The 20,318-nt window shown below is 62.1% G+C and carries 21 protein-coding genes; 7 read left to right on the top strand and 14 right to left on the bottom strand.

The window, feature by feature from the left end; genetic code table 11:
- Positions 1 to 46: 46 nt before the first annotated feature.
- From KW403_RS10220 to dctP, 5 genes are all read right to left on the bottom strand, one after another.
- Entirely contained in the window at positions 47 to 946 is a 900-nt protein-coding gene (locus tag KW403_RS10220) for a hydroxymethylglutaryl-CoA lyase (RefSeq protein ID WP_223019390.1), read from the bottom strand.
- Positions 943 to 2,220, bottom strand: a complete 1,278-nt coding sequence (locus KW403_RS10225; RefSeq protein ID WP_223019391.1) for a hydroxymethylglutaryl-CoA reductase, degradative — start codon at positions 2,218 to 2,220, stop codon at positions 943 to 945. Before KW403_RS10225 ends, KW403_RS10220 begins: the two co-directional genes overlap by 4 nt.
- 14 nt (positions 2,221 to 2,234) lie before the next feature.
- Positions 2,235 to 3,548: a TRAP transporter large permease gene (locus KW403_RS10230; protein ID WP_223019392.1), complete on the bottom strand. Its 1,314-nt coding sequence runs from the start codon at positions 3,546 to 3,548 to the stop codon at positions 2,235 to 2,237.
- Positions 3,545 to 4,048 (bottom strand): TRAP transporter small permease subunit, encoded by a 504-nt coding sequence (locus KW403_RS10235; RefSeq protein WP_223019393.1) that lies wholly within the window; start codon positions 4,046 to 4,048, stop codon positions 3,545 to 3,547. Before KW403_RS10235 ends, KW403_RS10230 begins: the two co-directional genes overlap by 4 nt.
- 64 nt (positions 4,049 to 4,112) lie before the next feature.
- A complete protein-coding gene (gene dctP, locus KW403_RS10240; protein WP_223019394.1) occupies positions 4,113 to 5,147 on the bottom strand; it encodes a TRAP transporter substrate-binding protein DctP in 1,035 nt (344 codons plus the stop codon).
- Positions 5,148 to 5,275: 128 nt separating this feature from the next.
- Here dctP and KW403_RS10245 point away from each other — a divergent pair, with 128 nt between their 5' ends.
- Entirely contained in the window at positions 5,276 to 6,682 is a 1,407-nt protein-coding gene (locus KW403_RS10245) for an aminotransferase-like domain-containing protein (protein WP_223019395.1), read from the top strand.
- Between the two features lie 35 nt (positions 6,683 to 6,717).
- On the opposite strand, the gene KW403_RS10250 is transcribed toward KW403_RS10245, so the two are convergent.
- From KW403_RS10250 to KW403_RS10260, 3 genes are all read right to left on the bottom strand, one after another.
- Positions 6,718 to 7,815, bottom strand: coding sequence for a M24 family metallopeptidase (locus KW403_RS10250; protein ID WP_223019396.1), 1,098 nt, complete (start codon positions 7,813 to 7,815; stop codon positions 6,718 to 6,720).
- 89 nt (positions 7,816 to 7,904) lie between these two features.
- The gene (locus KW403_RS10255; RefSeq protein ID WP_223019397.1) at positions 7,905 to 9,491 is read right to left on the bottom strand and encodes an ABC transporter substrate-binding protein; all 1,587 of its coding nucleotides are present in this window, start codon (positions 9,489 to 9,491) and stop codon (positions 7,905 to 7,907) included.
- A complete protein-coding gene (locus KW403_RS10260) occupies positions 9,488 to 10,177 on the bottom strand; it encodes a helix-turn-helix domain-containing protein (RefSeq protein WP_223019398.1) in 690 nt (229 codons plus the stop codon). Before KW403_RS10260 ends, KW403_RS10255 begins: the two co-directional genes overlap by 4 nt.
- Positions 10,178 to 10,409: 232 nt before the next feature.
- Between KW403_RS10260 and KW403_RS10265 the strand changes: the two genes are divergently transcribed.
- From KW403_RS10265 to hisD, 6 genes are all read left to right on the top strand, one after another.
- Positions 10,410 to 11,486, top strand: coding sequence for an ABC transporter permease (locus KW403_RS10265; protein ID WP_378596428.1), 1,077 nt, complete (start codon positions 10,410 to 10,412; stop codon positions 11,484 to 11,486).
- On the top strand, positions 11,483 to 12,379 hold the full coding sequence (locus KW403_RS10270; protein WP_223019399.1) for an ABC transporter permease: 897 nt from the start codon (positions 11,483 to 11,485) through the stop codon (positions 12,377 to 12,379). Before KW403_RS10265 ends, KW403_RS10270 begins: the two co-directional genes overlap by 4 nt.
- Positions 12,376 to 13,221 (top strand): ABC transporter ATP-binding protein, encoded by an 846-nt coding sequence (locus KW403_RS10275; RefSeq protein ID WP_223019400.1) that lies wholly within the window; start codon positions 12,376 to 12,378, stop codon positions 13,219 to 13,221. Before KW403_RS10270 ends, KW403_RS10275 begins: the two co-directional genes overlap by 4 nt.
- Positions 13,218 to 13,970, top strand: coding sequence for an ABC transporter ATP-binding protein (locus tag KW403_RS10280; protein WP_223019401.1), 753 nt, complete (start codon positions 13,218 to 13,220; stop codon positions 13,968 to 13,970). The genes KW403_RS10275 and KW403_RS10280 overlap by 4 nt, the downstream gene beginning before the upstream one ends.
- A 12-nt stretch (positions 13,971 to 13,982) precedes the next feature.
- The gene (locus KW403_RS10285; RefSeq protein WP_223004620.1) at positions 13,983 to 14,480 is read left to right on the top strand and encodes a GAF domain-containing protein; all 498 of its coding nucleotides are present in this window, start codon (positions 13,983 to 13,985) and stop codon (positions 14,478 to 14,480) included.
- 89 nt (positions 14,481 to 14,569) lie between these two features.
- Positions 14,570 to 15,901 (top strand): histidinol dehydrogenase, encoded by a 1,332-nt coding sequence (hisD, locus tag KW403_RS10290; protein ID WP_223019402.1) that lies wholly within the window; start codon positions 14,570 to 14,572, stop codon positions 15,899 to 15,901.
- A 61-nt stretch (positions 15,902 to 15,962) separates the two neighbouring features.
- Here hisD and KW403_RS10295 read toward each other — a convergent pair whose 3' ends face one another.
- From KW403_RS10295 to KW403_RS10320, 6 genes are all read right to left on the bottom strand, one after another.
- Positions 15,963 to 16,658, bottom strand: a complete 696-nt coding sequence (locus KW403_RS10295; protein ID WP_343224033.1) for a class I SAM-dependent methyltransferase — start codon at positions 16,656 to 16,658, stop codon at positions 15,963 to 15,965.
- A gap of 5 nt (positions 16,659 to 16,663) precedes the next feature.
- Entirely contained in the window at positions 16,664 to 17,554 is an 891-nt protein-coding gene (locus KW403_RS10300; protein ID WP_223019403.1) for an NAD(P)/FAD-dependent oxidoreductase, read from the bottom strand.
- Positions 17,544 to 18,002, bottom strand: coding sequence for an Rrf2 family transcriptional regulator (locus tag KW403_RS10305; RefSeq protein ID WP_223019404.1), 459 nt, complete (start codon positions 18,000 to 18,002; stop codon positions 17,544 to 17,546). The genes KW403_RS10300 and KW403_RS10305 overlap by 11 nt, the downstream gene beginning before the upstream one ends.
- Before the next feature lie 112 nt (positions 18,003 to 18,114).
- Positions 18,115 to 18,510: a Fur family transcriptional regulator gene (locus KW403_RS10310; RefSeq protein WP_223019405.1), complete on the bottom strand. Its 396-nt coding sequence runs from the start codon at positions 18,508 to 18,510 to the stop codon at positions 18,115 to 18,117.
- Complete coding sequence (znuB, locus tag KW403_RS10315; protein ID WP_223019406.1) at positions 18,507 to 19,328, bottom strand: zinc ABC transporter permease subunit ZnuB; 822 nt, start codon at positions 19,326 to 19,328, stop codon at positions 18,507 to 18,509. The genes KW403_RS10310 and znuB overlap by 4 nt, the downstream gene beginning before the upstream one ends.
- Positions 19,321 to 20,187, bottom strand: a complete 867-nt coding sequence (locus KW403_RS10320; protein ID WP_223019407.1) for an ATP-binding cassette domain-containing protein — start codon at positions 20,185 to 20,187, stop codon at positions 19,321 to 19,323. The genes znuB and KW403_RS10320 overlap by 8 nt, the downstream gene beginning before the upstream one ends.
- Positions 20,188 to 20,318 lie beyond the last annotated feature (131 nt).

Here is a 20,318-nt window from a genome sequence, read left to right on the forward strand (position 1 = left end):
ATCCCCATAATTATACGCTGTATAAATAACGGGAGTTCGATATGAGTCAACGCGCCACAGAGCGCAGCGCCTTGTAGACCCGGCTTGTGGGGGCGATGCCCATCGTGGTCGCGCAGAAAGAAACGGCATCCAGCAGCGGATCGAGCGCGATGCCAGTTTCCATGCCCTGGCCATTCAGAAGATAAACCACATCTTCGGTCGCCACATTGCCTGCAGCCCCGGGCGCGAACGGGCAGCCGCCAAGGCCACCCGCCGCCGCGTCGACGGTGCGAATGCCGAGCCTCACCGCCTCCCATACATTGGCAATGCCCATGCCGTAGGTGTCGTGGAAATGCGCTGCAATCGCACTTATCGGAACCTCCCTTGCTACCGCTTCAACCACGGCGGCGATGCGCGCTGGCGTCGCCTTTCCCAGTGTTTCGCCGAGAGCGATTTCCTGGCAGCCCATGTCGCGCAGGGCTTTGGCCACCGGCGCAACGGCAATGGGATCCACCGGGCCGGCATAGGGACAGTCGGTAATGGTGGAGACGTAGCCGCGGACAAAGACGCCCGCGTAGCGCGCGCGTGTGACGATGAGCGCGAAGCGTTCGAGTGAAGCGGCGACCGTGGAGCCGATGTTCTTTTCGGCGAAAGCATCGCTTGCCGCGGTAAAAACGGCGATGGCGCGCGCGCCTTCCTCAAGCGCCTGTTCCAGCCCCCGTTCATTTGCGACCAGCACCATGTCGCCAGCGCGTTCCGACGCGCCGACTGCATTCATGACCTCGGCGGTGTCCGCCATGCGTGGCACACGCTGCGGCGAAACGAAGGCGCCCACCTCCATCCGTGCCACTCCGGAGCGGCGCAGCCGCTCGACCAGTTCGATGCGGTGGGCGGTTTCGATGTGCTCCTTGCGCGCCTGCAACCCGTCCCGTGGGGCAACCTCGACGATGGAGACCTGTGTGCTCACCGTTCGCCCCGAATGCGGTTGAGGATCTCTTCGGCCAGATCCTGCCGCACCTTGCCGAGGGCTTTGAGTTCGCTTGTCACCAGATCGATCTCGTCGCCCACCGCACCGACCATCAGCGCGACATTCTGCGCGTGCAGCGCCATGTGCCCCTTCTGAATGCCAGTCGTGGCAAGCGCGCGCATGGCGGCAAAGTTTTGCGCAAGTCCGATGGAAACGATGATGCGGGCCAGTGCGTCGGCGGTTTCGACGCCGAGCAGTTTCAGATGGGCCTGTGCGGTCGGGTGCACCTTTGTGGCGCCGCCAATCAGGCCCACGGCCATCGGCATTTCCAGAATGCCGACCAGATTGCCGTCTTGGTCCCTTTCCCAGCGCGACATGGAGCGATAGCGGCCGCTGCGCGCGGCATATGCGTGCGCGCCCGCCTCGATGGCGCGGGTGTCGTTGCCGGTTGCCAGCACGACAGCGCTGACGCCATTCATGATGCCCTTGTTGTGGGTCGCCGCGCGGTAGGGGTCCGCATCGGCAAAACGATAGGCGGAAAGCATATCGTCACGCACCTGCGCGCCGCCGATTTCATCAAGCGTCCACACGGCGCGTGCGCGCACCACGCGCCGGTCTGCCAGATTGGTCAAAATGCGCAGCAATGTCCGGGCACCGGTCCATTCGGCGAGCCGCGGGGCCAAGGCTTCGGCCATGCTGTTGACGGCGTTTGCGCCCATCGCGTCGCGCGTGTCGACGATGATGTGCACGATGGTCATCGGCCCTTCGTCGCTGTCGATGACGCGCACATCGATGTCGCGGAAACCACCGCCGAATTTGACGAGAAGTGGATCGGTTTCGTCGCAGATCGCGCGGATTTCCTCGAACCGCTCATAAACTTTCAGCCGGACATTCTCGGGGTCGCTTGCGCCGAGAAGCTGGATCTGCGCGGCCATGACGGGGCCGGTGGCCGAGGTGAAGAAGCCGCCTGTGGGCCTGCAGCGCTTGGCTGCGTTGCAGACGGCGGCCACGACGGAGGATTCTTCCGTTGCCATAGGCACCAGAACCTCGCGTCCGTCGACGATCATGTTGGTGGCGATGCCCACCGGAATGGCCATGGTGGTGATGGCGTTTTCGACAAGGCGGTCGGCGAGTTCGATTTGTCCCTCGGCTGCTGCCGCGAGGCTTGCCATGGCCTCGTTGCCCAACTGCGCCTGCCGCGCAACGGCCTGAAGCCGTTCCGCGGGTGTCATCTTGTGAAGGCCTTCAATACGGGACGATTGGACGTCGCTCATCTTATGTCCTGTGGTTACTGAATCATGGTTTTGGGAAGCCAGAGCACCAGCTCCGGGAACAGCGCGCAGATCAGGATGCCGAACGCCTGAAGCAGCATGAACGGGATGATGGCCCGGTAGACCGTCCCCATGCCAATCCCGGCCGGCAAAACGCCCTTCATGTAAAAGAGCGTGTAACCGAAGGGCGGGGAGATATAGGCCATCTGCGCGGAGACGAGGAACAGAATGCCGAACCAGAGCCGGTCGAAATCCAGAAAGTCGATGACCGGCAGGAAGACGGGCACGCAAAGCAGGATGATGCCGATCTCATCAAGGAACATGCCGAGAAAGAACAGGATCGCCAACATGACGGCCAGGACGATCCAGCGATTGGCGTCCATGTCCTGAATGAAACCAAGCAGGAAGTCGGCGCCGCCGGTGCCGGTGAAGATAGCGACGAAGGCCCGCGCGCCGATGGTGATCCAGAGGATCATGGTCGTGACCTTGACCACATCCATGCCGACCCCGCGTAGCAGTTCCCAGCCGAAGCGGCGCTCGATCAGGGCGGAAACGAAGGCCAGCGCAACGCCCACGGCAGCGGCTTCGGTCGGTGTGGCAATGCCCATATAGATGGTGCCCAGCACGCCAACGATGATCAGCATTGGCAGGATGAGCGACTTCAGCGCCGCGATGCGCATGGCCCAGGTGATGTCCTCATTCTCTTCCGGGCGTGGGGCGATGGCCGGATTGAGCGCAGCCCGCAGCACGATGTAACCGATGTAAAGCGAGGCAAGCAGAAGCCCTGGAACGACACCGGCGATGAACATCTGGCCGATCGAGGCTTGCGCGGTGACGGCATAGACGATCGTGATGACGGAAGGCGGAATGAGGATGCCGAGTGTGCCGCCGGCGCAGATCGTTCCGATGGCCAGCTCCGGTTGGTAGTTGCGCTTCAGCATCGAGGGCAGGGCGAGCATGCCCATGGCGGCAACAGCGGCGCCGACAATACCCGTCATCGCCGCGATGATCGTGCAGATGGCGATGGTGCCGACGGCAAGCCCGCCGGGCAGGCGGCGCGACCACAACTCCATTGCCTTGTACAGACTTTCGATCACGCCGGAGCGCTGCAGCACACTGGCCATCATCACGTAAAGCGGAATGGCGAGCAGCGATTCCGACTGCATCGTGTCGAAGAGATTGAGAACGGTGACGGAAAGGGCTGCCGGTCCCCAAAGGGTGATCGTGAAGACAAGCGCGAGCGCGCCCAGCGTGAAAGCGAGCGGAAGGCCGGTCAGAAGAAGCCCGACCAGGCTCGCGAACATGATGACCAGCACGAGTTGGGAGCTCATGGTCGTGCCTCCGCGTGTGCATCATTGCGCAGGGCGAAGACCGCCTCGACCAGCGCCTGGGCGCACAGCATGACAAAGGCGAAGGGCACCACGAATTTCAGCCACCAGATGGGTGGATTCCAGGCAGAAAAACTCGTCTCTCCAAGCGACCAGGCATTTATCGCCAGTGGCCAGCTCACGGCCGCGAAAACCGCGGCGAAAACGGCAATCACCAGAAATGCGAAAACATCGAGCATACGGCGCGCCGGCGCGGGAGCCTTCTCGCTCACAATGTCCACTGCCACATGGCCGCGCAGATGCAGCAGGTAAGGCCCGGCCAGCATGAAATGAGGACCGAACACAAGCGTGCTGGCTTCCATCGCCCAGACGGTGGGCGCATCAAAAGCATAGCGCGCGATCACCTCGTAGAGGAGCATCGGCACGACCGCGAAGATGATCACCGCGGCGACAACGAAAAGAACCCGGTTCACACCGGTGACAAGGGCGCAAACTGCCTGCATGGAACTGATATTCAGCCTGAGGTTGGTAGCGGGCGGCGTGGTGACCGCCCGCCCGAAACAAGGGTCAGATGAGACCGAGTGACTGCATGAAATCGATCTGGCTATCGACGATCTTTGTCGCCAGCGGATCTTCCTTCGCGGCAACTTTCCAGGAATCAACGGCCTTGGAACGGGCCTCGGCCACATCTGCTGGATCGAGATAGACCACTTCGACCCCTTGTTCGCGGTATTTGTCGAGCACCTGGCTGTTCTGCACGATGATGCGCTGGCGCAGGGAGCCCGAAATCTCGCGGGCAGCGACGGCGAGAGCCGCCTTGTAGTTGTCCGGCAATGCGTCATAGGCCGCCGAATTCGCCACGTAGCTGGTCGCCGTGGTCGGCTGGTGGACGCCGGGCAGAATGATGAATTTCGCGACTTCTGCGAGACCTGCCTCGTAGTTGGCAGTGAGATCGCCACGGTCGGCGAAGTCGATCAGACCCTTTTCCAGGCCGGAATAGACTTCCGCCGTCGCCATCGGCGTCACCGCCACACCGAGATCACCCATGACGGCGGAGGCGAGGCCGACGAAACGGCCCTTCTTGCCGGCCATGTCTGCAATGCTCTCGATCTTGACGGTCGAATGCATCGGCTCTTCGCCATAAACGGTCGGCGCGACGTAGGTGAGGCCGGCCTTGCCATAGGCTTCGCGGGCCATGTCCAGGCCGCCGAGTTCATAGAACCAGGCTTCATACTGGTCGGCGTCCGGGAACCCGAACGGGATGGTCGAAGTGAAGGCGAATGACGGAATTTTTCCGGCTTCATAGCCGTCAAAAGTCTTCATCATCTGAAATGCGCCGCTGCGGACCGCATCGAATGCCTGGTTGGCCGGCACGAGCTGCCCCGCCGAGAACAGCTTGATGTCGAACTTGCCATCGGTAAGCTCGGCAACGCGTTCGACGAATTTCTTTTCGAACTCAAAGGGTGTGGTTCCGCCATCCCACAGGGCCTGCATGCGCCACTGCACGGTGTCCTCTGCGCGTGCCACTGCCGGCATGGCCAACGTTGCTGCACCACCCAATGCGGAAGCCGTCAGAAAACGGCGTCTCTTCAAATCTGTCATTGTTTCCTCCCAAGACAGCAAGTTTGATCATAAAGCGGAATTGTCATAAAATTCACTGGGACAATCAAGGGACAGTTTGGCGCAAATAGGCGATGACTGTCCCTGTTATAAAAATGGGACAATACGTGATGACCGCAGCCGATACACGCTTTTCCCGCGTCGATCGAATTGTCCAGCATGTGAGCGGGCTGCTCGCTGCCGGTGCTTATAAGCCGGGAGAGCGGTTGCCCTCCGTGCGCCAGGCTGCGCGGGAGCATGGCGTTTCCAAAAACACGATGGCAGAAGCCTATGACAGGCTGGTTGCGCGGGGGCTTCTGGAGGCGAGACCGGGGTCTGGTTATTATGTTGCCCAGTTTCAGCTGGATCGGCCTGCGCCCCCCGCTCCGCATGTTGCCGCGGCGGTGGACGTGGTTTCTCTCCTGCGTGAGCAGCTTGACCAGCACTATGAGGTGCGGCCGGGTGATGGCAGGCCCCCGGCCTCGTGGATGGAGGGCGCGGAGCTCAAACGATACTTTTCCAGCTTCAGGACGGCAGACGCCGACACGGTGGATTTCGGCTACGGTAGTTCCTGGGGGTATGCTCCCCTGCGCGAGCGTTTGCGTGTCCTGCTTCTGGAGCGCTCGATCACCGCCCAGCCAGACGGGCTTCTCCTCACGCATGGGGTCAATCACGGGCTCGACCTGATCATTCGGCATCTCATTGAGCCGGGCGATACGGTGTTCGTCGATGATCCGGGCTATTATCCGCTGTTTGCGAAGCTGACTCTCGCCAAGGCCAAGATCATCGGCATTTCCCGAAGCCATGATGGGCCGGATCTGGAAGATCTTGCTGCGAAGCTGGCGCTTCACAGACCAAAGGTGTTCTTCACGCAATCTCTGGCTCACAACCCCACTGGCAGCACCTTGTCTCCGGCGGTTTCGTTCGGCCTCATGCAACTGGCAGAGCGCTGGGGATTTCTGCTCGTCGAGAACGACGCGCTGGCCGATATCCTGCCCGTGACACTGCCGCGCCTCGCATCCCTCGATCAGCTCAACCGGGTCCTGTATGTCGGGACTTTCTCGAAAACGCTTTCAGCCAGCCTGCGTTGTGGTTTCGTCGCCGGCGATCCCGCGATCATCAGCGCTCTAGGCAATCTGAAGATGCTGACCACGGTGGCCACCTCCGACTATGTCGAGCGTTTTGTGTTTCATCTCATCCAGGGCGGCCAGTATTTGCGGCATCTGCGCAAGCTGAAATCCCGCGTCGAGGAGGCACACAAGACCTCGCTCGCGCGACTTGAGGCGCTGGGCCTGACGGTCCGCAAGAGTGTCTCGCCGGGCTTTTATCTCTGGGTGGAGTTTCCCGATGCAATAGACGAGATGGCGCTGTGCCGCGCAGCATCGGAACAAAGCATTTTCCTTGCGCCTGGCAGCGTCTTTCGTCCGGGCAGATCGATAAATGGCAAGGCAGCGATCCGGGTAAACGTTGCCTATGGCGCGCATCCGCGCTTCCTTGCCTTTCTGGCGGACCAGTTAAAAAACGCGCCTCGTGGCTAGAGGCGCGTCATGCAGACAGGGGTTGTCCCTCGGTGCTACCCCCGGATCTGCGCCTTGCGCGGCATGTCGGAGAGGATCTCCGCGCCATCGGCGCGCATGATCACGATCTCTTCCAGCCGCAGGCCGAATTTTCCGGGCAGGTAGATGCCGGGCTCGATGGAAAACACCATGCCTTCGTCGAGAACGGTCTCGGAGGTGGCGGTCAGGTAGGGCGGCTCGTGGATGTCGATGCCAAGCCCGTGGCCGGTCCGATGGGTGAAGTACTCGCCATAACCCGCCTCGGTGATCACGTCGCGTGCGGCCTTGTCGATGGCCTTCGCGGCAATGCCCGGTTTTGCGGCGGCCAGCGCAGCGGCAACTGCCCGCTCCACGATGGCGTGAACCTTCTCGAACGCGGCATCGGGCTTCCCGTAATAGCCGACGCGCGTCATGTCGGAGGGGTAGCCGTCCAGCCGCCCGCCTGTGTCGATCAGAACCGCATCGCCTTCTTTCAGCTTCGTGTCGCCGGTGTGGTGATGGGGGAACGCACCATTGCCACCAAAGCACACGCTGGTGAAGACCGGCACGGCCCCGGCTGCCTTGTAGACATCGCGGATCGCGGCGGCCACTTCCAGCTCTGTGATGCCCTGCTTCAGTGCATCGAACCCGGCCATGGCGGCCTTGTCGTTGAGCACTGCGCTCGCCTTCAGGCGTTTGTACTCGTCTTCGTCCTTGCGGGCGCGCAGATGGCCGACCGTGTCGTCGGTGAAACGGCGCTTTGCGCCCGGCAGCGCGTCGAGCAGAAGCAGCGCGAAATCGGCGCGCATCGTTTCGTCGATCACGACGCTCGGGGCCTCCGGCAGGTTCGATGCCTTCAGAAGCTCCGCAAGCGCGGCGTCCGGGCCGTCATCGTCGCGCCAGGGGAAGAAGGGCAGGTCGGTCTTCTGGCGCGAACTGTCGACATTGAGCGCGGGCATAAGGAAGCCGGCATGATCCTTCGAGACCAGAAGCATGACGGGGCGTTCGTCACCATGCGGATCGAGGCCCGCCACATACATCATGTGGCTGGACGGGCCGATGGCGACGAGGTCGGTGCCGGTTTCGCGCATGCGCGCGCGCAGGGCCTCAAGCCGCCGGTTGGAGGTGGTGGACATGGACAAACTCCAGAAATGAGAGAGAGGCGCTTTGAAAAGAAAAGAGGCCGCCACGACTGGCGGGGCGGCCTCGGATGCTATGGCTTTGATCAGTCTTTCGTGACGAGCCGGTAGTAGACGAAGTCGGAGGTGGCGCCGTTGACATAGCCGTTCACCTTCTTGTCCATCGCCACTTGGTAGGCGGCCTGGAACATGATGATGATCGGTGACTTGGCCTGCACGTCCTTCTGCAACTCGACATACATCGCATTGCGCGTGTCGGCGTCGGATTCGGCAAGAGCTGCCGCCGTGCGGTCGTTCATCTCTTCCGGCACCGCCCAGGCGTTCCGCCATGTGGTGGTGGCCTGGTAGTTGTCGTCGGAATTGTCGCGGTTGTAGGCGAAGGCCTTGGCATTGGAGTGCGGATCCATGAAGTCCGGCCCCCAGTAGAGCAGCATCGCCTCGTGGCTGCGCTCACGGTACTTGGTGATGACCTGCGAGCCCGTGCCGGGGATAATGTCGAAATTGATGCCGGCTTCCGCAAAGCTCGCCTGCAGCGACTGCGCCATGTCCGTGAACGGGGTCGAGTTGATGACGTCGAGCGTCACGTTGATCGGCGTTTCCACACCGGCATCGGCGAGGATCTGCTTCGCCTTCTCCGGATCGTAGGTGTAGGGCGTTTCGTCATAGGAGCCGGGGAAGCCCTTCGGCCAGAAGGCCTGATGGATCTCCATCTGTCCCTTGAGGAAGCTTTCGGTCATGCCCTCGTAGTTGACGAGGTAGCGCGCTGCCTCCCACAGAGCTTCCGGCTGCAGCGCCTCCGTCTTCTGGTTGAAGGAAACGAAATGCACGGCCGCCTGCGGATAGGTCTCGACCTTGATGTTTTCGGCGCTGATGCCGTTGATCTGGTCCGGCGTCAGGTTGCGGGCCATGTCCACATCGCCCGACTGCAGGAGAAGCTGCTGGGTTGCTGCTTCCGCCACGTGACGGATGATGACATTCTCGACCTTCGGCGCACCCTTGAAGTAGTCGGCATTGGCGCTCATGCGCACAAGCTCGCCCGGGCGGTAGGCAGTCATCTTGAACGGCCCGGAACCGGCAGAATTCGAATTGAGCCACTTGTTGCCCATGTCGCCGTTTTCTTCATGCTCCATCACCGTCTTTTCATCGACGATGGAAGCCGGGCGGGCGGCCAGAACGTTGAGCACGAAGGCAGGCGAGAAGTCGCCCTCATACTTTACGACAACCTTGTTGCCGTCGACGGTGACCATCTGGTCCACATTCTCCGCCGTCCAGCCGAGCTGGGCGAGAATGAAGGCGGGTGTGAGGTTTAGCTTGATGACGCGGGCAAAGGAAAACGCCACGTCTTCCGCGCGCACAGGATTGCCCGAATGGAAGGTCGCGCCGTCGCGCATGGTGAAGGTGATGGTCTTCGCATCCGCATCAGCGTCCCACTCGGCTGCAAGGCCGGGAGCGAGCACCGTCGGGTCCTCTGCGTCGTACTGCACGAGCCGGTCATAGATGTTGGTCACCAGCTCGCCCGAAGAAAACTCGTAGGCCTGTGCCGGGTCGATGGCGACGATGTCGTCAATGTTCTGCGCGACGACCAGCACATTGTCCGGCGTGGCAGCGAGCGCATGCTGCGAAAGCGGCATGGTGAGAGCGGCGGCGAGAAGGGCTGCCTTGAAGAGTTTCATGTCGTTCTCCTCTTTTCTGGATCAGGAATTGTTCTTGTTCTTGGTGTGGATTTTCCGGAGGCCTTGTCCGGCGAAACCAGTTCGATGCGGTTGGTCGTCTGGCCATTGGCGCCGAACACGGTCAGCGTGCCGGTCCACAAAAGGCGGGCCGATGTGTCGGTGGTGTTCTTCCAGGCATGCGGGGTGTTGCCGCGATAATGCAGGCTGTCGCCGGCCTTCATCACCATTTCCTCGCCGTCGAGATATTGGGTGATGGTGCCTTCGAGAATGTAGATCAGCTCTTCGCCCTCATGGCTCACTGTCTCCGAGGAATAGCCGGGCGGCACGGTAAGCACGAAGGAGGATAGCTGGCTTCCGGGAAACTCCGTCCCAAGCCGCTCATAGATGATCGAGGAGCCCGCAATTGAAAATTGCTGGCGGTTCTCGGCACGGGTCAGCCCATCCTCGGCACGGGGCTGGGCGACGAAATAATCGAGCCCGACACCCAGTGCGCGGGCAATGCCGGCAAGCGAACCGAGCGTCGGCGTGGCGTTGTCGCGCTCCACCTGGCTCAGATAGCCCACCGAGAGGCCGGACGCCTCTCCCAGTTGCTGCAGGGTGAGGCCGAGCTGCTTTCGGCGGGCGCGGATCAGCACACCAATTCTGGTGTCGACATCGGATGTGGCGCGGGCCGGCTGGCTGCTCAAAGATTTTTCCCTCACAAAAATTTTTTTGATGTAACCAGATTTTTTTGTATGATCCAAGCTCTTTTTTGAAGGTTTTGCAGGGCGCGAGACGGGCTTTCGCGCCGCAAAACTGCATGAAAACAGACTGTTGGCTTCTTGGTGGTGCGCGCGCCGGCTTGCAGGTCAGCCAGGGGAGAGGGGCGCGTTTTGCGGCACCCATTCAGAGAAACCGCGGCCAGAGAGCGAACAAGCCATGGCGTTTGAACCATCCACCGGGGTCGCCAGCGCACGCATAAGCATGCTGGCAGGACGAGCCTTCGAGAGCGCTGCGAGCGTTTTTCGTTTCGCCATCGTCGTCGCCGGCACATTTCTCGGCCTGCTGGCCATCACCTTCTTTATCGGCCGTGTCGTGCCGATCGATCCCGTGCTCTCGGTCGTTGGCGACCGGGCGACACAGGAGGTCTATGAGGCAGCACGTCAGGCCATGGGCCTCGACCGCCCGCTCATCGTGCAGTTCTTCGCCTATGTGGGCGACGTTCTGACGGGCGATCTCGGCATGTCGATCTCCACCGGGCGCCCGGTGGTCGAGGATCTGGCGCGCGTCTTCCCCGCGACGCTGGAAATGGCCACCATCGGCATCATCATCGGTGTCGTCTTGGGCGTGCCCATGGGCGTTGTCGCCGCCACCCATCAGGGCAGCTGGATCGACCAGTTGATCCGCGTGCTCGGCCTGCTTGGCTATTCGGTGCCTGCCTTCTGGCTCGGGCTCGTCGGTCTCGCCGTCTTCTATGCCGGGCTTGGCTGGGTTGCCGGTCCGGGCCGCGTCGACATCTTCTATGACGGCCTGCTCGATCCCGTGACCGGGCTCTATCTCATCGACAGCGTGATCGCCGGCGAGTGGGATATCTTCTGGAACGCGCTCGACCATCTGATGCTGCCGGCATCGATCCTCGGCTTCTTCTCTTTGGCCTATATCGCCCGCATGACGCGCTCCTTCATGCTCGATCAGCTCGGGCAGGAATACGTCACCACGGCGCGCGTGAAAGGCGTATCGGAGCGCCGCGTCATCTGGCGGCATGCGTTCTATCCGATCCGCATCCAGCTCATCACCGTGATCGGCCTGTCCTATGCGGCGCTGCTGGAAGGGTCGGTGATGATCGAGACCGTGTTCTCGTGGCCGGGCATCGGCAACTATCTCACGACCGCGCTTCTGACCGCCGACATGAACGCCGTTCTCGGCGCGACGCTGGTGATTGGCGCCGTCTTCATCATGATCAACAAGATTTCCGATGTGCTTTATCGCATTCTCGATCCGAGGGCCCGCCGATGATCGAGTGGCTTCTCGACGATTCCCCCACCTCGCGCCTTCAGGCCAATCTGGGCCGCGCCTGGCGCGTCTGGACCGCGCTTTTGCGCAATCCGCTCGCCGTTGTCGGCGCGCTGATCGTGCTGGTGCTGGTCGTCATGGCGATCTTCGCACCGCTGATTGCGCCCTACTCCCCCGTTGGGCAGGATCTCGCAAACCGCCTCATGCCGCCCTCCGCCGAACACTGGATGGGCACGGATGAGCTTGGCCGCGATATCTATTCGCGCGTCGTCTACGGTGCGCGCATCACGCTTTTGATCGTCACCATGGTGGCCGTCATCGCCGCCCCCATCGGCCTCGTGATCGGTGCGGTGTCCGGCTATTTCGGCGGCTGGGTCGATCGCGTCCTGATGGGCGTGACCGATATCTTCCTGTCCATGCCGAAGCTCATTCTGGCGCTTGCCTTCGTGGCGGCGCTTGGACCGGGCATCGAAAACGCCATCATCGCCATCGCCATCACCGCATGGCCGGTCTATGCGCGCATCGCACGCGCCGAGACGATCACCTTCCGGGATTCGGAATTCATCTCGGCGGTCAGGCTGCAGGGTGCTTCGGCAACGCGGGTCATCCTGCGTCACGTGCTGCCGCTCTGCGCGTCCTCGACCATCGTCCGCGTGACGCTCGACATGGCGGGCATCATCCTCACCGCCGCCGGCCTCGGCTTCCTGGGCCTCGGTGCGCAGCCGCCGCTTCCCGAATGGGGCGCGATGATCTCGCGCGGGCGCAACTTCATCCTCGATCAGTGGTGGGTCGCCACCATGCCGGGCTTTGCGATCATTCTCGTCAGCCTCGGCTTCTGCTTCCTGGGTGACGGTCTGCGTGACGTGCTCGATCCCAAGCAGGGAGAAAAGCAATGAGTGCACCGCTGCTTGAAATCGAAAACCTGACCGTCACCTTCCCCACATCCAGGGGACCGGTCGACGTGGTGAAGGGCATTTCCTTCTCGCTCGGACGCGAGCGTCTGGGCATCGTCGGCGAATCCGGTTCCGGCAAGTCGATGACGGGTCGCTCCATCCTGCGGCTCATCCGCAAGCCGGGCCGTGTGACGGCGGATCGGATGACCTTCGACGGCATCGACCTATTGGCGCAGAGCGAACGGCAGATGCGCGCGCTTCGCGGCGCGCGCATCTCCATGGTCATGCAGGACCCGAAATTCTCGTTGAACCCGGTGATGACCATTGGCGAGCAGATCGGCGAGGCGCTCCTCACCCACAAGAAGCTGCCGCGCAGCGAGCTGAAGGCGCGGGTGCTTTCCATGCTGGAAGCCGTGCGCATCAACGAGCCGAAGCGGGTGGCGAACCTTTATCCGCATGAGGTGTCCGGCGGCATGGGCCAGCGCGTCATGATTGCGATGATGCTCATCCCCGAACCCGACCTTCTGATCGCCGACGAGCCGACTTCGGCGCTCGACGTTTCGGTGCAGGCGCAGGTGCTCGACATCATCGACGATCTCGTGACCGGCAAGGGCATGGGGCTGATCCTCATCAGCCACGATCTGAACCTCGTCTCACGCTATTGCGACCGCATCCTCGTGATGAACAGCGGCGAGATCGTTGAATCGTGCAAGGCCAGCGATCTGCACAAGGCGACGCACCCTTATACGAAGGGGCTTCTTGCGGCTATGCCGCGCATGGACGAGAACCGCGACGAACTGCCGGTGCTCGACCGCAGCTCCTGGACCACGGGAGCGGGCACATGAAGAACGCCGCCATTCATCTCGAAAACCTGTCGATCAGCTACGGCAAGACGCCGGTGGTGTTCGATGTCAATTTCTCGGTCGCCGAGGGTGAGAGCTTCGCGCTGGTTGGCGAGTCAGGTTCCGGCAAGTCGACCATCCTCAAGGCCATCAGCGGCCTTGCGCCCGACTGGACCGGCAGGATCTCCGTGCTCGGAAAGCCGCGCGGCCATGCTCCCGATCGCGAATTCGCTAAAACCTGCCAGATGGTGTTTCAGGATCCCTACGGATCGCTCCATCCGCGCAAGACGGTGGACGATTGCCTGGCCGAGCCGCTTGCCGTGCACGGCATCGGCGGGCGCGACACGCGCGTGAAGGACATGCTCGACGCGGTCGGTCTCGACCAGCGTTTCCGCTTCCGCTTCCCGCACCAGCTTTCAGGCGGCCAACGGCAGCGCGTGGCGATTGCCCGCGCCTTGATGCTGGAGCCACGCGTGATGCTGCTCGACGAGCCCACCTCGGCGCTCGACGTGTCGGTGCAGGCGGAAATCCTCAACCTGTTGAAGAAGCTTCGCCGCGAGCAGGGGCTCACCTATCTGATGGTGACCCACAATCTGCCCGTGGTCTCCTTCCTTTGCGACCGGATGGCGGTCATGCGCCATGGCCGTGTTGTCGAGATCGCAGAGGTGGATGCGTTGAAGACGGGTCGGCTTTCCGATGCCTATTCGCGCGAACTCTACGCCGCCAGTGGCGGCACGCTCCAACCCGCATAACAGAGACCGAAAATGACTGACTATACCGGCCCGCTGGCCGAATTCGACCGTGCGCTTTCACGCGCCACGACCCCGGATGCCCCTTTCGATGCGCTGCTGGAGCTGACGCGTGCCGTGGTCGGCACGAAGCTGTTCACCTTCATGACGGCAGACATGAAGACGGAAACGGCAAGCCGTTCCTACACCTCGCATCCGGAAGAATATCCCGTCTCCGGCACCAAGCCGATCCACTACGACCGCTGGTTCGAAACCGTGCACAAAAAGCGCGAGTGCTTCGTCGCCAACACGCTGGCCGACATCGACACCGTGTTCCCCGACGCCACGCTGATCGGCAAGCTCGGCTGCGGCTCGGTCATCAACCTGCCGGTGGTGCTGGGCGACACGCTGGTCGGCACCGTCAACATGCTCGATGTCGAGCATCACTACACGCCCGAGCGCGTGGCGCTGGCGAAGGCCTGGCTTTCCGTGCCGGCAAAGGCTGCCTATCTCGCGAGCCGGGCTTTGGGGTAAGCCGTTTCCCATCTTTGCCTTCGGGAAAAATAGGGTATACGTGCCGCGGGCGGCAAAGCCGCCCGAGCACAACCTGAGGAAGAGTGAAGATGTCAAACCGCGTTGCCTGGCACGAATTGTCGAAACTGTCCGCTGATGAGCGCAAGACGCTGCTCACGCGAACGGAAGACGATCTCACTCATTTCCTTGAAAACGTCGCTCCCATCATCGACGCGGTCCGCGAAGAGGGCGATGCGGCGCTTTCCCGTTTTGCGCGCCTGTTCGACAAGGCGCAGGTGGAACCTCATGAGATTGCGGCGACCGAGGAAGACTTCGATGCCGCATTCAAGGCGCTCGATCCCGAGATGATCGAGACGCTGGAATTCTGCGCCGACAATATCCGCCGCTTTCACGAGGCACAGCGGCCTGAAGAAATGTGGATGAAGGAAATCCGCCCCGGCGTTCTGGTCGGCGAGCGGGCGACGCCCATCGACAGCGTTGCGCTTTATTCGCCGCGCGGCAAGGGCACCTTCCCTTCGATGACGCTGATGACAGCGATCCCCGCCGTGGTGGCCGGCGTGCCCATGCCCATCGTGCTCACACCGCCCGGGCCCGATGGCAAGGTGGATGCGGCAACGCTGGTTGCCGCGCGCATCGCGGGTGTCAGGCATGTCTACAAGGCCGGTGGAGGCCAGGCCGTCGCCGCCGCGGCCTATGGCACGGAGACGGTGCCGCGCTGCGCCAAATTCGAAGGGCCGGGCAGCCCGTGGATCGCTGCCGCCAAGCGTCTGCTTCAGGGCCAGATCGCCTCGCGCCTTCCTGCCGGTCCCACAGAAAGCATCGTGCTTGCCGATGAGACAGCCGATCCCGAAATTGCAGCGCTCGATCTTCTGGTCGAGGCCGAGCATGGCAGCGACAGCTCCAACTTCCTTGTCACCTGGTCGCGCGAGATCGCGGAAAAGGTGCGGGCGGCGCTACCGAAATATTGGGCCGAGATGAATGCCGAGCGCGTGCGCTATTCCTCCAATGTGCTGGGCGGAACGAGCGGTGGCATCGTGCTCGCGGACACGCCTGAACAGGCGTTCGATTTCATCAACGACTATGCGCCGGAGCATTTGCAGATCCTCTCGAAGACGCCGTTCGAATATCTGTCCCGGGTCCGCAACGCGTCTGAAATCCTGCTTGGTGAGTATGCACCAGGCTCCATGGCCAATTACGCGATGGGCCCCAATGCCGTTCTGCCCACTTCCGGCATGGCGCGCGCCCACTCGCCGCTTGGCGTCCATGATTTCATGAAAACCTCGTCCATCGGCCATGTGACGGCAGAGGGCTACGCCGAATTCGCCCCCCACACCCTGCGCTTTGCCCGCTATGAAGGCTTTGATGCCCATGGAAACGCGGTGACCAGACTCAGGAACAACCACGTGGAAAAGGGCGAGTAAGCGGCTCACCTCCGGGCGTCGGGAGCGCCGGCCAATTGCGTCTGGAGGCCGTCCTCTCCTGTCAAGAAAACGGGAGTGCGCGGCACACCCAACCCCGGAAGGTGAAGCCTGCATAGAACAGTTCCACATCTCCAAATCCGGCTTCGTAGAGCAGGGCTTCATCTTCTTCCGGGGGCAATGCGGGCAAGCGGTCTCGCATGGCTTCAATCTGGGCCATCACCCGGTTCGAAGCTTCTCCCGAAGATGCATGAAAGCGGGCATTGCGCCTGAGCCAACGTTCGCCGGCAGGCGTGCCGATGGGAAAGCTGTGATGCGCCACGACAAGCGGCGCGCCCGGTTTGAGCCGGCGATGCAGCGCCCGCAGCGTGTCGAGCCGGGCTTCGCGTGGCAGAAAATGCAGGGTCAGAAAGCAGGATGCGCCGTCAAAGCGCGCATCGGGCGCGTCCTCGATATAGCCTTGATGAAATGTGACCCGCTCCTGCAGAACGCCAAGCGTGGTGCGGGCCAGCCCCAGCATGTCTGCGGAAGGGTCGATCCCGTCGAAGTGCCAGCCGGGATGCGCCCGCGCAAAACTGCGTAATTCGAGCCCGCCGCCCGCGCCGAGTACGAGAATGCGCCCGCTCTCAGGGGCATGCTCTGCCAGGAGAATACCGGCCATGCGATGCATGTCGGAGAGGCCCGGCACCTGCTGCATCACGCGTTCTTCATAACCTGCGGCAGCGGTGGTGTTCGTCATCATCGAAGGCGATCTGTTCATCTCACTCAGTTTCCGGGCCAGACGAGCGAGCGGTGAACATGCGCTCCGGCCATCGCACCGTCCGCCACGGCAAGCGATACGGAGTGCGGAGCCACGGCCGCGTCGCCGCAGGCAAAAACACCGGCAATGCTGGTTTCCTTGGAGGGGTTCGTTTCAATCTGCGTGCCCAGGGGCGTATCCTGAAGCGCGCAGCCGAGCGTCGAAGCGAGGTTGCCGGATGGCTCTACGCGCGGCGCCACAAAAAGCCCCGAAAAGGAGAGCACCCGTCCGTCCGCAAGTTGCACGTCTGCCTCCCCGATGATGCGGGCAATGCCGGCTGTTTCAATGCCGATCCCTCGCTTTTCGAGCCGGTCTTGTGTTTCGGGATCGAGCGCCATTACGCCATTGGGCAAAAAGGTGACGTCGCCCCAATCGGTCAGAAGTTCCGCCTGATGGGTGGACATCGCACCGCTGGCAATCACGCCGATGCGGCCCTGGTTCAGCTCATAGCCGTGGCAATAGGGACAGTGGAAAATGCTCTTGCCCCATCGCTCCGCCATGCCCTCAATGGCTGGCAGGTGGTCGCGCACACCGGTGGCAAGGATCACGCGGCGGCCGGGGTGGTGCGCTCCGTCCGCACATTCGACCACGAAGTGGTCGCGCTCGCCACCGGCCCTGACGGCGTTGCCGGTGATCAGGCTGACGGTCGGATAAGCCTCCAGTTGCCGTCTTGCCACCATGGCGATTGTCGCCGGATCGTCCCCGTCGCGGCTCAGAAATCCATGGGAATGGCTCGCCGTGCGGTTTCGTCTCTCACCTGCATCGATCACCAGCACCTTGCGTCGGGCCCTTGCCAGTTGCAGTGCCGCTGCCATGCCGGCATAGCTGCCGCCGATGATGATGACATCATGATCCATTGCCTGGGCTCCTTGTCTTTCGTTGCTCGGCGTGCCGGCGCGAGAAATCGGCGGCGAGATCGGCGAGCGTGATTTCTGAAAAGCGTTCCAGAAGCAGGGCTTCTGCCTTGAGGAATGTATCGTCGAGCGCCGCATTGACCGCCTGTTCCACCACGCATTCAGGCGTTTCGTTGCGATTGCCGATGGCAAAGAACGCCGGCTCTCCGAGGGCGGCATGAAGCTGGCGCAGCGTCACGGTTTTGAGGTCGACGGCAATGCGCCAGCCGCCGGCAGGCCCGCGATCCGATGTCACGATCTTCGCTTCACGCAGCAGCCCCATCGTGCGGCGGACCACGACGGGATTGGTGCGCAAACAATCGGCAAGCTTGTCGGAGGTCATCGGTCCGTCCTCTTCAGCCATGTGAAGAAGCGCATGCAGGACGGAGGAAAGGCGGCTGTCTCGTTTCATGTAACTTATGTAGTTACGATTCGAGGCGGACGTCAAGAAGTGGGTCGACGAAAAATGTAATTGAGAACTGTTGGGCAGTGTGTGAGGGCTATTGCGGCGTTACGGTCAGCGATCAGGCCTTCCCCACGCAGCCGCCGCAATTGCCACGAATTTCGATCGTCGTCTTGGCCGGTCTGAAACTGTGCGCGCGAGTCCAGCCGTCAAGCCGGTCCTTCACCACTTCGTCGGAAAACTCTTCCACCTTGCCGCAGGTCTCGCAGATGGCAAAGGCGATCAGCTCCTGTTGATGGCAATGGGGATGCGCACAGGCGACGAAGGCGTTCAGGCTCTCCAGCCGGTGGACCAGGCCCATCTCCGTCAGTTTGTCGAGCGCGCGATAGACCTGGAGCGGCGCGCGCAGCCCGTCATCGCGCAGCCGGTCGAGGATCGTGTAGGCACTGAGCGGTGCCTCGGCGCCCGACAGCGTCTTCATCACCAGTGACTGGTTGCGTGTCAGATCTGCGCTCATGGCTTGGTCTCCGTGGAGGGCGCTTCGGTTCTTGCCATGGGCGAGGGCGCGAGGCTCAGAATGAAGAGGGCAAGCGCCGCCACCACGATGGAGGGCCCCGAAGGTGTATCGAATTGCAGCGACGCCGTCAGCCCTCCGACCACCGACAATGCACCGATGAGGGCGGCGAGCACGGCCATCACCTCCGGCCCGCCCGCAAAGCGCCGCGCAGTGGCCGCCGGTATGATCAGCAAGGCAGTGATCAGCAGAATGCCCACAAGTTTCATGGCTATTGCGATCACCGCAGCCATTAGCAGCATGAAGACTAGGCGGGACCGCTCGGGTTTCAGGCCCTCAGCCTGTGCGATGTCAGGGTTGACGGTGGCCGCCAACAGCGGGCGCCATAGCCAGACGAGGAGGGCGGTGACCACTGCGCCGCCGGCATAGATGATGGCAATATCCGTCTTCGATACGGCAAGAATGTCACCGAACAGGAAGCCCATCAGATCCACCCGCACCCAGGTCATGAAGGCGACCATGACCAGTCCGAGCGCCAGTGTCGAATGCGACAGAATGCCAAGCAGCGCATCGGTGGAAAGCGCCTGTCGCCGTTCCAGCAGGATGAGCGCCAGCGAGGCCAGCGCCGCCACCAGGAACACGCCCACCATGAGGTTGATTTCCATCACCAGCGAAAGCGCCACGCCCAGAAGCGCGGAATGCGCCATCGTGTCGCCGAAATAGGCCATGCGCCGCCACACGACGAAACAGCCGAGTGGGCCCGTAACAAGCGCAAGACCAATGCCGGCAACGAGGGCGCGGATGAAGAAATCGTCAAGCATCGCGGCCTCCCTCTGCTGGCGCTTCGCGATCCGCATGCTCATGGTGGTGACCGTCATCGGGATGGCAATGGGCGGTGACCGTCCCATCGGCATGGCGCACACGGCCGTCGGGCAAATGTGTATGATCGTGGTGGTGACGGTAAAGAGCGAGGGATTCCGCTGCACGCGTGCCAAAGAGCTTTCGGTATTCCGGGCTGTCCATCACGCTCTGCGGTTCGCCGCGGCAACAGACATGCCCGTTCAGGCAGATCACCGTATCGGTGTCGGCCATCACGATGTGCAGATCGTGCGAAATCATCAATATGCCGCAACCGGTGCGGTCTCTCAGGTCGCGGATCAATTCATAGAGCGCGACCTCGCCGGTGAAATCCACGCCCTGCACGGGTTCGTCCAGAACGAGCAGGTCCGGCTTGCGTAGCATGGCGCGCGCGAGCAACGTGCGTTGAAACTCGCCGCCCGAAAGGGCTGCCACCTGGCGTCCCGCCAGATGCCCGACCCCTGCCTCATCCAGTGCCGCGCGGATATCCTTTCGGTTGGCCGGTCCCGTCAGCGTCATCAGGCGCTCGACACTGAGCGGCAACGTCCAGTCGAGCGCAACCTTCTGCGGCACATAGCCGATCCGCAGCGCGCCTTTGCGGTGCACATGTCCTTCGCTTGGCGTGATGATCCCGATCGCGGTCTTGGCCGTCGTGCTCTTGCCCGAACCGTTCGGGCCGATCAGCGTGACTATCTCGCCCCTTCTGACGGCAAGATCCACGCCGCGCACGAGCCAGCGTCCGCCACGGCTGACCCCGGCATTGTGCATCTCCACCAGCATGTCGCCACTGGGTTGGGCATGTGTTTTTGATTTTTCCAGCATGGTCATTTTTCCGACTTGTCAGCGGATATGGCACACGTTATAGCGTAACGCAAGGATGTGTAATGTCATAACATTCGCATTGGAATTCCGTTTCTGATGATGCATCTCTTTGTTCGTTCGACGCCTGACAG

The organism is Nitratireductor kimnyeongensis, from assembly GCF_019891395.1.
GTDB lineage: Bacteria > Pseudomonadota > Alphaproteobacteria > Rhizobiales > Rhizobiaceae > Nitratireductor > Nitratireductor kimnyeongensis.

Coding starts and splice junctions, on each gene's coding strand:
- KW403_RS10245 (WP_223019395.1), top strand. CDS start 5,276: ATGACCGCAGCCGATACACGCTTTTCCCGCGTCGATCGAATTGTCCAG.
- KW403_RS10230 (WP_223019392.1), bottom strand. CDS start 3,548: ATGAGCTCCCAACTCGTGCTGGTCATCATGTTCGCGAGCCTGGTCGGG.
- KW403_RS10250 (WP_223019396.1), bottom strand. CDS start 7,815: ATGTCCACCACCTCCAACCGGCGGCTTGAGGCCCTGCGCGCGCGCATG.
- KW403_RS10280 (WP_223019401.1), top strand. CDS start 13,218: ATGAAGAACGCCGCCATTCATCTCGAAAACCTGTCGATCAGCTACGGC.
- hisD (WP_223019402.1), top strand. CDS start 14,570: ATGTCAAACCGCGTTGCCTGGCACGAATTGTCGAAACTGTCCGCTGAT.
- KW403_RS10225 (WP_223019391.1), bottom strand. CDS start 2,220: ATGAGCGACGTCCAATCGTCCCGTATTGAAGGCCTTCACAAGATGACA.
- KW403_RS10270 (WP_223019399.1), top strand. CDS start 11,483: ATGATCGAGTGGCTTCTCGACGATTCCCCCACCTCGCGCCTTCAGGCC.
- KW403_RS10305 (WP_223019404.1), bottom strand. CDS start 18,002: ATGAAACGAGACAGCCGCCTTTCCTCCGTCCTGCATGCGCTTCTTCAC.
- KW403_RS10255 (WP_223019397.1), bottom strand. CDS start 9,491: ATGAAACTCTTCAAGGCAGCCCTTCTCGCCGCCGCTCTCACCATGCCG.
- dctP (WP_223019394.1), bottom strand. CDS start 5,147: ATGACAGATTTGAAGAGACGCCGTTTTCTGACGGCTTCCGCATTGGGT.
- KW403_RS10275 (WP_223019400.1), top strand. CDS start 12,376: ATGAGTGCACCGCTGCTTGAAATCGAAAACCTGACCGTCACCTTCCCC.
- znuB (WP_223019406.1), bottom strand. CDS start 19,328: ATGCTTGACGATTTCTTCATCCGCGCCCTCGTTGCCGGCATTGGTCTT.
- KW403_RS10285 (WP_223004620.1), top strand. CDS start 13,983: ATGACTGACTATACCGGCCCGCTGGCCGAATTCGACCGTGCGCTTTCA.
- KW403_RS10320 (WP_223019407.1), bottom strand. CDS start 20,187: ATGCTGGAAAAATCAAAAACACATGCCCAACCCAGTGGCGACATGCTG.
- KW403_RS10295 (WP_343224033.1), bottom strand. CDS start 16,658: ATGAACAGATCGCCTTCGATGATGACGAACACCACCGCTGCCGCAGGT.
- KW403_RS10300 (WP_223019403.1), bottom strand. CDS start 17,554: ATGGATCATGATGTCATCATCATCGGCGGCAGCTATGCCGGCATGGCA.
- KW403_RS10310 (WP_223019405.1), bottom strand. CDS start 18,510: ATGAGCGCAGATCTGACACGCAACCAGTCACTGGTGATGAAGACGCTG.
- KW403_RS10265 (WP_378596428.1), top strand. CDS start 10,410: ATGGCGTTTGAACCATCCACCGGGGTCGCCAGCGCACGCATAAGCATG.
- KW403_RS10235 (WP_223019393.1), bottom strand. CDS start 4,048: ATGCAGGCAGTTTGCGCCCTTGTCACCGGTGTGAACCGGGTTCTTTTC.